The sequence below is a fragment of the Rickettsia endosymbiont of Cardiosporidium cionae genome (assembly GCF_015476335.1).
GTDB lineage: Bacteria > Pseudomonadota > Alphaproteobacteria > Rickettsiales > Rickettsiaceae > JADHZC01.
The window spans coordinates 16,779-29,229 of record NZ_JADAQY010000002.1; the positions used below are offsets into that span (position 1 = coordinate 16,779).

Below are 12,451 nucleotides of genomic sequence, written 5' to 3' on the forward strand. Positions count from 1 at the left end.
TTTAGGGTTTAATTATAGGCTGTGTTTCAAAGCTATGAAATTCTGGAGGAGAGGATATACTCCACTCTAAGGTATTTGCTCCATCCCCCCAAGGATTATTAGGACATTTTTTACCAAATTTTATTGTATGAAAAATAATAAACACAAAGAACAATGCTGCAAAAAACGAAATATAGGATCCTATAGATGAAACCAAGTTCCACCCAGCAAATGCATCAGGATAATCTGGTATTCTTCTTGGCATGCCAGCTGCTCCTAAGAAATGCTGTGGGAAGAATGTTAAATTGACTCCAATAAATGTTATAACAAAATGTATTTTTCCTAATGTTTCAGAATATTGATATCCAGACATCTTGCCGAACCAATAATAAAAACCAGCAAATGCACTGAAAAGTGCTCCTAAAGACATAGTGTAGTGAAAATGTGCAACAATATAGTATGTATCATGAAATACTCTATCAAGTGCTGAATTTGATACAACAATTCCTGTCACTCCGCCTATTGTGAACAACATGATAAACCCTATTGAGTATAACATAGGAGTTTTGAACTCAATTGATCCTCCCCACATAGTTGCGATCCAACTAAATATTTTAATCCCAGTAGGGATTGCTATTATCATGGTACCTGCTGTGAAATAGATCAACGCATTGTAGGATAATCCTACTGTAAACATATGATGCGCCCAAACTACAAAACCTATAAATCCTATAAAAGACATAGCTCCTACCATGCCGTGATAACCAAAAACAGGTTTTTTAGAAAATGTCGATATTATTTGGCTAATAATTCCGAAGCCTGGCATAATTACTATATATACTTCAGGATGACCAAAAAACCAAAATAAATGCTGGAATAATACTGGGTCTCCTCCTCCTTCGGGCTTAAAAAACGATGTACCAAAATTACGATCTGTAAGTAACATAGTTATCGCTCCTGCAAGCACAGGTAATGCTAATATTAATAATAAGGCTGTTATTAATATAGACCAGACATATAAAGGCATTTTCATTAGATTCATCCCTGGAGCTCTCATATTGAATATTGTAACAATCATGTTGATAGCTCCTAAAATTGAAGAAATACCAGATAAATGTAAGCTAAAAATCGCTAAATCTACAGCTGCCCCAGGGTGGCCTACTATACTGCTTAGGGGGGGGTATAGTGTCCAGCCGGTACCAGCTCCTTCTTCTATTACAGTTGATAGTAGTAAAAGTATAAAAGCTGGTACTATCAACCAAAAGCTCACATTATTCATTCTAGGAAATGCCATATCAGGTGCTCCAATCAGTAATGGTACAAACCAGTTTCCGAATCCTCCAAACAATGCAGGCATTATCATGAAAAACACCATTATAATAGCGTGTCCTGTAATTAGTACATTGTATAATTGATGATCTCCCATAAGAAAATTTGATCCCGGTTCAGCAAGCTGGATTCGGAATAATACTGAAAATAATCCTCCAACTATACCAGCCACTATAGAAAATATGATATACATCGTTCCAATATCTTTGTGATTGGTGGAAAGTAACCATCTTTTCCATCCTCGAGGATTATCCTTATTACTCATATTAACCTACTAAAAAATGTCATTGATAAAAGACCATTCAAGTCTCTATTGATTTGATTTATATATCCAATTAAGTTCCAGATACCACAGGATACAATAATTATCTGCATCTAATCAATAAGAATTTTTAATACTAACATAGAAAATTTAATAGTAGTTATCTTTCTAATTTTTTATTAATAATTTAAAATACTACTAATGATAGGTAATATTTTTATATAACATTTAATGTTAACACATATATTTGTTGTATTTTTACATGATTTTTAGATATTTGCTATTAAGATAAATTTGTTAATATTACTTATAAAAATCATTTCTGGACAATATTAAAAATTAATGTCATTATACCCTTAGGTGTGGATAGTTATTTATACTACACTTATAGGTTAAGAATTAATGTGCTCCCTTTAGCATTGAAACTTAGAATAATAACAATAAAATATATCAACATTGACTTAAATAATTGGGAAATGTAGGAGTAGAATAACTAGAAGTAAGATACTTATTTACCTAATTTGCTTACTTATTATATTAGCTTCTAGTTAGTTCTACTGCTTCATTAGATTATGAGTGATATTTTTTGGATTCTTATTTTTAGTAGCTGGAGATTTTTTAATAGTATTAAATTGTGTTTCTAGGGTATCATCAGATTGATATTAAATTTTGTGATATAGCGCTATATATAAAAATATAGAATTTATAGTTAATTAAGTCATTTAGTTAATATATTAAAATTTGTATTGTTTTCCTATTTCCTATATTTTTTAGTGAGTAGATAGGTATACTGAGTGCTGTATTTTTTAATCTATTAACAATCCGACTATAAAAATTGTGTGAGGTATTTTACACATTGCATTGTTATTTTTTATACAAGAATCGGAGTAATCATCGAAACATTCACAACAATTATAACAAAGACCTGGGTAAAATTAAAACTGTTAAAAAATCTGTATAGCAACGTCAATTGCCCGTAGTTTTTTTGATAAACACACAGGCAACACGCTTCAATTGACGCCTCTTCCTCAGAAAAAGAGAACTTATATTACAGTTAATTAATAAGATTAAAATCCTCCCATGCCTCCCATGCCTCCCATACCTCCAGCAGCATGAGGCGCATTAGTAGCGGCAGTATCCGATTTATCTTCTTCATCTGTTATTAAAGCTTCTGTAGTAATAACCAAAGATGCAACTGATGCAGCATCTTGCAATGCTGTTCTTACAACTTTCGTAGGATCTATAATTCCAGCTTGGATCATATCTACATATTCCATTGTTTGAGCATTAAAGCCCCAGTTATATGAAGAATTTTCTTCTAATTTACCTACAACAATAGCACCATCAACTCCTGAATTTTCTACTATTTGCTTAACAGGAGATTGTAGAGCTTTTTTGACTATATTTACTCCAGATTGCTGATCTTCATTTTCTAATTTAATAGAATCTAGTGATTTAGATGCATAAAATAGTGTAACTCCACCTCCAGCTACTACACCTTCTTCTACTGCGGCCCTGGTTGCGTGCAAAGCATCTTCTACCCTGTCTTTTCTTTCTTTTAGTTCTACCTCTGTAGCTCCTCCTACTCTTAATACTGCTACTCCTCCTGCAAGCTTAGCTAATCTTTCTTGCAATTTTTCCTTATCGTAATCAGAAGTAGATTCAGATATTTGTCTACGTAACTGTGCGCATCTGGATTCTACATCAGATTTATTACCATTGCCATCAATAATTACTGTTTCATCTTTTGAAATACGTACTTTTTTTGAGCTTCCTAATACACTTAAATCAACATTTTCTAGCTTCATTCCTAGATCATCTGTAATTAACTGACCTCCTGTTAATATAGATAAGTCTTCAAGCATTGACTTTCTTCTATCACCGAATCCAGGTGCTTTAACGGCAGCAACTTTTAGCCCACCTCTTAGCTTATTCACTACCAATGCTGCTAACGCTTCTCCTTCTACATCTTCTGCAACTACTAGCAAAGGCCTACCACCAGATTGCATTACTGATTCAAGCAATGGTACAATAGGCTGTAAAGTAGATATCTTCTTTTCAAAAAGTAATATGTATGGATTCTCTAATTCTGCTATCATTTTTTCAGAATTAGTAACAAAATAAGGAGATAAATATCCTCTATCAAACATCATACCTTCTACTACATCAACTTCAAACCCAAAACTTTTAGCTTCTTCTACTGTAATAACACCTTCTTTACCTACTTTTTTCATAGCTAAAGCTATTTGGCTACCTATTTCACTATCTCCATTAGATGATATGGTACCAACCTGTGCTATTTCTTCTTGTGAACTTATATTTTTACTTCTTGTTTTGATGGTATCTATAACTTTATCCACTGCAATATCAATACCTCTCTTTAAGTCCATAGGATTACATCCAGCTGCTACGAATTTATTGCCTTCTTTTACTATAGATTGGGTTAATATAGTGGCGGTAGTTGTTCCATCACCTGCGACATCTGCTGTTTTACTTGCTACGGCTTTAACTAGCTGCGCTCCGAGGTTTTGTTGTCTATTTTTTAGATCAATTGCTTTAGCAACAGCTACTCCATCTTTAGTTAATCTGGGAGATCCAAAAGATTGTTCAATTGCAACATTTCTTCCTTTAGGTCCTAATGTTACTCTCACTGTATTTGCTAAAACATCTATACCTTTAATTATTTCTTCTCTAGCTTTGGTACTATACTCTATTTTTTTTGCTGTCATATTATTCTCTTATTAATTATGTTTTATAAAAACTAAATTCATTATAAAAATACTAAAATTCTTAAAAATTAAGATCTCATCCTAAAATTCCTAAGATATCACTTTCTTTAATTATTATTAAATCTTCTCCCCCTATATTTACGTCTGTACCACCCCATTTTCCGTAAAGTACTACATCACCTAACTTTATTTCTAATGGAATAAGATTATTATTTTTATCTCTCATACCACTACCAACAGCAACAACCTTACCTCTTAGAGGTTTTTCTTTTGCAGTATCAGGTATGATAATACCTTTAGCGGTTTTAGATTCTTGTACATCAGGCTTTACTAACACACGATCGTGTAAAGGCTTGAAATTCATTTTTACCTCTTATTTATTTAATTTTTATAAAATTCAACTACCTAAAAAACATCCAACACTCTAATGCGATAGATATTTTCTCTTTTGTATATATTCGATTGTTATATATAGTCAATCTGAGATAATAGTTCAAGTGCCAGATAGATATTTTTTTTATTCTATCAGTAATAATTTTTTAAAATACTATCTTACAACAACGATTGTTCTAGACATTCATTTAATTAAAACACGATAGTCAAAAATTATAGCAAAATATCTAAACTTTAGTGAATACCATAGTTAATGGTGTAAAACACTATCTGATTTATCTAAGTCTAATTTAACAAAGTGATATGTTGTACAAGCACAATTTATATATATTAAGAGATATCATCTATGATTTTGTTGAATTCGTTTGGATGCAATACAGAAAGATCAGCAAGAATCTTTCTATTTATGCAGATATTAGCTAATTTTAGTTTATGCATCAACACAGAGTATTTTAAGCCTTGTTGTCTGGCTGCGGCATTTATTCTCTGAATCCACAATTGTCTCAAATCTCTCTTTTTTGTTCTACGATCCCTATAAGAATACGATAAAGCTTTCTCAACTTTTTGGATAGCTATCCTAAAACAATTTTTTGATCTACCTCTATATCCCTTAGCTAAATTTATAATTTTTTTGTGTCTCCTTTTTGATACAATACCAGATCTAGCGCGCGTCATTCAAATACCCATAAACAAAATTAATTCTAAAACAGTTCAATAAATAAAGTTATTCAGTGTATCATCACTGGTATAAATGTTCTGCTTAATCTTTTACTATCAGCTTTGATAAGATATCCAACCTTTCTTTTATCTCTGATTTGTGTTTTACTACGCCTTCTCATCAAGTGCTTTTTACCAGATTGTGCAAATTTTATTTTACCGGTGGAAGTCATCCTAAACCTTTTACTTGCTCCGGAGTGATTCTTAATTTTATACATTTGACTAACAGCAAAAAATTGAACAATTTAACTATAATATTTAATACAAAATAGCTTAGAAACAGTAAACGAACATGTAATACAGTATCAGGCGTTCGGCTAAAAATAACATCTTTCAATAACTAATTGAGTATGTAATATTAACAAACAAAACTAACTAAGTAAAGGCATATAAGCCTAAAGATTACTAAACCACATTATCAACTCCTATTATTTTTCCCTTATGCCTATGGCCTACGAAATGCTCCGAAATACTCCAAAACGAAACACGAATTCTAACTTAATGATAAACAGATGTCAATAAGCTATTACCATTTTAATTTATCTGGTAAAATAACAAAATTAATTATTTAATAATACTTAATTTATTAATTATATAATTTGTATTTCGAAATTTTTATGATATACTTAATATATTAAATAATTATTAATATATTATTTAATTATTAGTATTTTAAAAATTAAAGAAGGTAAGTAATATGGCAGACGGCGTAATAGATGAAAAGAGAACAAAAGAAGGGTTAATAGGGGCTCTGAGTGGTGTATTAGAACACTTTGGTGTGAAGAAACAAGGCAATAGTGTAGGTCAACCAGAAGAAGCAATGACTCCAGAGCAGCAAAAGAAAATTCTGACGATAGTAGAGCCGTTCATAATGGGAGCTGCTGATGCCATAGAGAATAGCCAGCCATTGCCAGAACCAGACAAAGGATCAGACAACGAGCCAAACAAAGGACCAGACAAAGGACCAGAAGGTATTGCTAAAAGACTTAATAACAAATTATATCATAATGTGTTCCTACCTTTATATAGTACAATTAGGAAAATATCTGAAGCTGTAATGGATGCTATAAAAGCTGCAGGTAACTCCATAAAAAATGTCGCTACAACTGTTAAGAATGCAATATCGGCTCAAGTAGTTAAGATTTCTCAAGCTATTAAGGATGGATGGAAAAAATTGAAAACAGAAATTTTAAATCAATATGGTAAAGTGAAAGCTATAGGTACAAAATTAAAAGATAATTTTGTGGAGATTAGAGATCAAGTGCAAGTTGATGCTGCAAAATATGAAGACAACAAAGTTAAGAAACAAGCAAAGAAATTTGAGAACAAAATACAGTCTAGTGGATTGAGGGTACAAAAAAGTTTTGATAGGCAAAATAGTCATAAATTTAGTAAACAAAATAGTAGATCTGGAGGAGGATTTGGTAAATAACCATCACTTTTAGTATGTGATAAATATCTAGTATATATAATTATTTAGTAATTAAATATCGAATTTCGTGATATTTAATTACTAAAAATAGTTTACGACTGACTTGAATTTTCAGTATTTGATAATTTTGGATCATACGTCATCGCATAACGTTTTGGTTAGTTCTTACATCGGGTATTCAATTAATACTGTTACGATCAATTTTTTAGAATACTAGTATGTCCTGTTTTTTTGCTTCTAATATTTTATCAACTTTTAGTATAAAATTATCTAATACATCCTGGATCGTTTTGCATGCTTTAAAAGAATCATCTTTTGAAATATCTCCATTTTTTTCTAAAATTCTTATTTTTGATATTTCTTCTTTTCTGATATTACGTAGAGCAATCTTAGCATTTTCTCCATATTTTACAGCAATTTTTACGAGTTCTTTGCGTCTTTCTTCACTCATTGTAGGTAATTTTATGGTAATAATTTGATCCTTATATAATGGAATTAACCCTAAATTTGCATCAGATATAGCTTTTAAAGCATTCTGTAGTAAAGTTTTATCCCACATTTTTACTGCTAGTGATTGTCCATTAGGTATAGAGATAGTACCTATTTGTGATAAAGGCATATTAGAACCATGTACTTTGACCGGGATTGAATCTATTAAACTAGTTGAGGCTCTTCCTGTTCTAATACCACTTAAATCTTTATTGAATAATAATATTATATGATCCATTTTTTGATTTAATCCGTCTATATTATCTAAGATTTCATGCATAACACAAATTTAAACCTAATTAACGTTTTTAATTGCTAGATTGACTGACAGGATTATAAGGCATAACACATATCTTTCATACCAAAAATTAGTGATATCAACAATTTTTTACTAATTGATCAATTAACTTAGTGTATTAATGTAAATTCTCCTTTATTATTTAGCACTTTTAAAAAATTTTGATTTGATTTGACTGAAAATACTTTAATTGGCAATGAATGTTCCTGAGCAATTGCTATAGCAGCTGTATCCATAATTCCAAGATTCTTTTCTATTACTGTACTATAATTGATAGTGTTATATTTGAATGCCTCAGGTGTTTTTTTAGGGTCAGTATTAAAAATCCCAGGAACATTAGTAGCTTTTAATAAACAATCACACTTCATTTCCACAGCTCTTAGTACTGCAGCTGTATCAGTTGAAAACAGAGGGCTACCAATACCGGCTGCAAATATAACAATTCTGTTTTTTTCAATATGCCTTATTGCCCTTCTTTTAATAAATGGTTCACATATACTAGTCATAGATATAGCGGATTGCACTCTTGTATCAATCCCTGTTTGTTCTAGGATACTTTGTAGTGCTAAAGCATTAATTATAGTACCTAACATACCCATATGGTCCACAATAGAACGTTCCATACATAATCTATCAGATTCTATACCTCTGTATATATTGCCTCCTCCAACTACTATACATATTTGGACTCCGGTATCATAGACTGATTTAATACCGGTTACTATAGATTTGATGGTTTCACAATCATGTACAAAATCTCTATTTCCCATGAGTGCAGCACCAGAGATCTTAAATAGGACTCTTACTTTTTTACTTATCATTATATGTAATAATTAAAATTATATGGATGAATTTTATCTATAAATATTCTAAGGTTCGTATTTTAATTTTGCGATATATTTCACTATGAGAAATTACAGATAAATTAGGTTTAAATCTTTCTATAACAGACCTAACATAGGGCCTTATATAAGCTGAAGTCAGTAATATCACTTGAGATTGCTGACGTGAGTATTTATCAAATAAAGAGTTAATTTTTATAATAAATTCGTCAATTTTAGAAGGTTGAATCGATAGTTTTTTATTCATATCATTTCCTACCAAATTATCTGCGAATGTTCTTTCCCATTCATAAGATAGTACTATTACTGACAAAAGATTATCTTTTGCCATATAGGAGTAACAAATTTGTCTAGATAACCTTACTCTTACTTCTTCTGTAATATATGTTATGTTGTTATTATAGATTCTAGTAGCGTCTGCAATTGCTTCTAATATTGTAGGCAGATCTCTTATAGAAACTTTTTCTAGTAACAATTTGTGTAGTACTTTTTGTAGTATTGAAACTGGTACTACTTCAGGTACGACTGTTTTTACTAAATTTTTATTTTCATCATTTACTGAATCTAGCAGTTGTTGGGTACTGCTATAGGAGAGCAGTTCTGTCAGATTATCTTTAATTAATTCTGATAAATATGTTGTAATGACAGTCACAGGATCTATTACATTATATGCTTTAGATATAGCTTCTTCTTTGCGTTGTATATCTATCCATTTTGCTTTTAGTCCGAATGATTGTTCTATTACTTCTTCTCCTTCTATGTCTAATTCTTCAAGAGTTGGGTTTATTACCATAACAGAGTCAGGTTTTACGAAGCCTTTTCCTACAATTATATCTTTTATTTTGATTATATATTCGTTTTTTTTGAGAGAAACATTATCTTTTATCCTTACAGAAGGTATAATAAACCCAAATTTTTCTCCAATTTGTCTTCTTAATTTTCTTATTTGAGTAATAAGATTCATATCATCCATATCAGTCAGTATTACTAATTCGTGTCCTAATTCAATTCTAATATCATCCATAGCCAGTATATTTGAAGTACTATCTGCATCATCTATTCCAGAGGATTGTTTATTTTGTACAGCAGAAGAAACCTTATCTATTCCTAATGCGTTATTTTTATTTAGCATGGTATTATTGATCTTCTGTATCATTACGTAAGTCACTGATGATATTACGAGAGAAATAGAAATAAATGCAAAAAATGGCAGCCCTGGTAGTAAAGACATAAGTGCTGTTACAGCGGCAGTTATGAGAAGTGATTGTGGATATTTACCTATTTGTTTGAATATTAATTGGTCAGTAGATCCTACTCCTGCAGCCTTAGTTACTAATAACCCTGAAGAAACAGAAATGATTAAAGAAGGGACTTGGGATATTAATCCATCACCTATAGTTAATATGCTATAGGTTTGTACAGCTGTACTAAATGATAATTGTTTTTGTACAATCCCAACAATCATTCCTCCAACCAAATTAATAAACGTGATCACCATGCCTGCAATAGAATCTCCTCTTACAAATTTATTTGCACCATCCATTGAACCGTAAAAAGTATTTTCATCTTCAAGAATTTTTCGTTTATTTTTAGCAGTTTCTTCATCTATTAATCCTGCACTTAAATCTGCATCTATAGACATTTGCTTACCTGGCATAGAATCTAAATTAAATCTTGCTGCAACTTCTGCTATTCTACCTGAGCCTTTAGTAATAACGATAAAATTGATCAGGGTTAATATTAAGAATACTATCAACCCTATTACTACATTTCCTTGCATTACAAAATGTCCAAATGCTTCTATAACCTTGCCTGCTGCATGAGATCCAAGGTGCCCTTCAGATAAAATTAATCTGGTTGAAGATATATTTAAAGATAATCTAATTAGGGTTGTAACTAACAAGATAGTAGGGAAAACGCTAAGTTCTAGAGGAGTTACGATGAATAATGTTGTCATCAAAACAATGATTGATATAGCAATAGAAAATGCTAACAAAAAATCTAACAACAACTTAGGAATGGGGAACAATAATACCATAAGAACTCCAAGTATCACTGATGCAAGGAGCATATTGCTATATTTAAATATATTTGAGAATCTTACCATATAAGCAATGAACAGTTAGTGGCTCTGTATAACAACATCTATTGGGAGCAATAATTTTACTAACATAAGGAATTTATGTTTTACCATCAATAAAGATGATGATAAATACATAAATTAATCATAAACGTTAGTAACCTAACTATCATATTTTAAAAATATCTGCAAGAATTAACTGTGAAGCAAATATAATTTTAGTAACAAGTGCAACCAACGTAATTATAATATATGTGATAAGATGTAATAAAGAGATGACAAATCGACAGAATTTAGGATTAAAATCAGTTATCAAGTAGTTATCAAGCGCAGTTAAACTAAATCATCGATATAAGCAAAATTCAATGCGGTGAGGTAAGAGGGATCTCAAAGGTTAATAGAACGTCTATCAGCTGACAAAAACCTAAGGATTAGTTCCGATAAACCAGATATACAATATAATAAGCGAATGCAGTCAGCAAGAAACGTAAAAAAGCCTATAAAACCTAAATCTTTTTGGCTTGTAAAGGACATCTCAGTGTACTAAGCCACGGTAGCAAGATGGTGCAACACCCTTTTATACTAATTAAATAATTAAATCAAACAACTTTCTATAACACTCTATAACATATAAAATAGATGAAATAAACCTCACTTGCATCCAGTACACTACAACACTAGGTAGCGAATCATCTATTAGCAGATTTATTGAAAAAACCCTATAAGGATACACAGTATTTACAAATACCAGTAACCAACTGTAATAGTTAGCAAAGGAAAGATATCAGCTGTTTAGCTGATTCAGTGGTTTGATATGCGCAGCCTATGTCATTTAAGATGAGAACTCCTTATGAAATGGAAGACACACACCACATGTTTGCAGTGTAGTGTGGTGGTTTGTTGTATATGTCAAAACCACCAACAAGGACTACCAGCGTTTCTCTGTACGAGTAACGCAATGACAGACCACTAGATAAAGTTATACATAATGTATAACTTTAATTATCACCCTACACAAATACAGCTTTTTTCTTATAATTCAAATCTTAAGCCAAGATTGATATTATGCGTATAAATGTATTTAAAGCTTTGATTAGTATGCTTATAAGTTAAAGTAGCATCTGTAATTTTTGCTTTTTTATCTGCTGAAGATTTTAGCTTATCAAATTTCCCGGGCTTTCCTAATCCTCTAAAACTATAAGAAAGATCTATTTTAAATCCAGGGTTTATTTCAGTAGATAATCCTAAATGAGCAGCAAAATTAAAGTTAACTTTAGTTTTATAATTTGCAGTCATCTTTTTTGATGATGCTTCTTTCGTAGCGTTCACTAATTTTGTGTTATACTCATCAACTTCAGTTTTGATTAAATTTACAGCGCTCGATGGGTTATTAGCTGCAGCAATAGTTGTGTTTGTCCAAGTACCTTCTACTGCTGGTGCTGGTGTTCCTGATGTTACTGCTGGTGTTCCTGCTGCACGCGTATGCAACTGGTATCGATCAGCTGTTGTAGCTGCATTAATTACAGTCATTTCGTTGTTATTAGAAAGGTCACGAGTTGCGCTCTCTTCAATTTTCAACCCAAGAGCTCCTATACCTACTCCAGCTCCAGCAAATAGCTTGACCATCCCAAGATCAGCAAACTCAAAATAAGCATTTACCATAGCAGAATGGTTAGTTAACTTAGGCTTCATAACTNNAGTNTNTTCNNNAATCAAANCATNCNTCNCCANNTGCTAATGCAGAATCTATCATAGCNATATCTTCTTTTATAGCTGCTTTAGATGNATCTGTTAACTGTGCATCAGCCACTGGGATAGCTAAATCTATAGTTGCTGGGGTTGGTGCTGCTCTATTTAACAACCCTTGCAAAGCAGTTTTANTGGTATTTAATNCTGNTTTT

The 12,451-nt window shown here is 31.5% G+C and carries 10 protein-coding genes; 1 reads left to right on the forward strand and 9 read right to left on the reverse strand.

Features of this window, described 5'->3' with window-relative positions:
* Position 1: 1 nt before the first annotated feature.
* From ctaD to rpmI, 5 genes are all read right to left on the reverse strand, one after another.
* Positions 2 to 1,573 carry a cytochrome c oxidase subunit I gene (gene ctaD, locus IHI24_RS01310; RefSeq protein ID WP_194966272.1) on the reverse strand — a complete coding sequence of 524 codons (1,572 nt, stop codon included), beginning with the start codon at positions 1,571 to 1,573 and terminating at the stop codon, positions 2 to 4.
* A 1,064-nt stretch (positions 1,574 to 2,637) separates the two neighbouring features.
* A complete protein-coding gene (gene groL, locus IHI24_RS01315; protein WP_194966273.1) occupies positions 2,638 to 4,299 on the reverse strand; it encodes a chaperonin GroEL in 1,662 nt (553 codons plus the stop codon).
* 76 nt (positions 4,300 to 4,375) lie between these two features.
* Entirely contained in the window at positions 4,376 to 4,663 is a 288-nt protein-coding gene (locus tag IHI24_RS01320) for a co-chaperone GroES (RefSeq protein ID WP_194966274.1), read from the reverse strand.
* A 359-nt stretch (positions 4,664 to 5,022) separates the two neighbouring features.
* A complete protein-coding gene (gene rplT / locus IHI24_RS01325) occupies positions 5,023 to 5,367 on the reverse strand; it encodes a 50S ribosomal protein L20 (RefSeq protein ID WP_194966275.1) in 345 nt (114 codons plus the stop codon).
* A 53-nt stretch (positions 5,368 to 5,420) separates the two neighbouring features.
* Complete coding sequence (rpmI, locus tag IHI24_RS01330) at positions 5,421 to 5,627, reverse strand: 50S ribosomal protein L35 (protein WP_194966276.1); 207 nt, start codon at positions 5,625 to 5,627, stop codon at positions 5,421 to 5,423.
* 479 nt (positions 5,628 to 6,106) lie between these two features.
* On the opposite strand from rpmI, the gene IHI24_RS01335 reads away from it, so the two are divergent.
* Positions 6,107 to 6,841 (forward strand): hypothetical protein, encoded by a 735-nt coding sequence (locus tag IHI24_RS01335; protein WP_194966277.1) that lies wholly within the window; start codon positions 6,107 to 6,109, stop codon positions 6,839 to 6,841.
* A gap of 205 nt (positions 6,842 to 7,046) precedes the next feature.
* Here the strand turns inward: IHI24_RS01335 and frr are convergent, their stop codons facing one another.
* The 4 genes from frr to IHI24_RS01355 form a co-directional block, all read right to left on the reverse strand.
* Positions 7,047 to 7,610 (reverse strand): ribosome recycling factor, encoded by a 564-nt coding sequence (frr, locus tag IHI24_RS01340; RefSeq protein WP_194966278.1) that lies wholly within the window; start codon positions 7,608 to 7,610, stop codon positions 7,047 to 7,049.
* A gap of 128 nt (positions 7,611 to 7,738) precedes the next feature.
* On the reverse strand, positions 7,739 to 8,449 hold the full coding sequence (gene pyrH / locus IHI24_RS01345) for a UMP kinase (RefSeq protein ID WP_194966279.1): 711 nt from the start codon (positions 8,447 to 8,449) through the stop codon (positions 7,739 to 7,741).
* 37 nt (positions 8,450 to 8,486) lie between these two features.
* Positions 8,487 to 10,577: a flagellar biosynthesis protein FlhA gene (gene flhA / locus IHI24_RS01350; protein ID WP_194966280.1), complete on the reverse strand. Its 2,091-nt coding sequence runs from the start codon at positions 10,575 to 10,577 to the stop codon at positions 8,487 to 8,489.
* 1,005 nt (positions 10,578 to 11,582) lie between these two features.
* The gene (locus tag IHI24_RS01355; protein ID WP_194966281.1) at positions 11,583 to 12,242 is read right to left on the reverse strand and encodes a hypothetical protein; all 660 of its coding nucleotides are present in this window, start codon (positions 12,240 to 12,242) and stop codon (positions 11,583 to 11,585) included.
* Positions 12,243 to 12,451: the final 209 nt, after the last annotated feature.

Coding starts and splice junctions, on each gene's coding strand:
- ctaD (WP_194966272.1), bottom strand. CDS start 1,573: ATGAGTAATAAGGATAATCCTCGAGGATGGAAAAGATGGTTACTTTCC.
- groL (WP_194966273.1), bottom strand. CDS start 4,299: ATGACAGCAAAAAAAATAGAGTATAGTACCAAAGCTAGAGAAGAAATA.
- IHI24_RS01320 (WP_194966274.1), bottom strand. CDS start 4,663: ATGAATTTCAAGCCTTTACACGATCGTGTGTTAGTAAAGCCTGATGTA.
- rplT (WP_194966275.1), bottom strand. CDS start 5,367: ATGACGCGCGCTAGATCTGGTATTGTATCAAAAAGGAGACACAAAAAA.
- rpmI (WP_194966276.1), bottom strand. CDS start 5,627: ATGTATAAAATTAAGAATCACTCCGGAGCAAGTAAAAGGTTTAGGATG.
- IHI24_RS01335 (WP_194966277.1), top strand. CDS start 6,107: ATGGCAGACGGCGTAATAGATGAAAAGAGAACAAAAGAAGGGTTAATA.
- frr (WP_194966278.1), bottom strand. CDS start 7,610: ATGCATGAAATCTTAGATAATATAGACGGATTAAATCAAAAAATGGAT.
- pyrH (WP_194966279.1), bottom strand. CDS start 8,449: ATGATAAGTAAAAAAGTAAGAGTCCTATTTAAGATCTCTGGTGCTGCA.
- flhA (WP_194966280.1), bottom strand. CDS start 10,577: ATGGTAAGATTCTCAAATATATTTAAATATAGCAATATGCTCCTTGCA.
- IHI24_RS01355 (WP_194966281.1), bottom strand. CDS start 12,242: ATGAAGCCTAAGTTAACTAACCATTCTGCTATGGTAAATGCTTATTTT.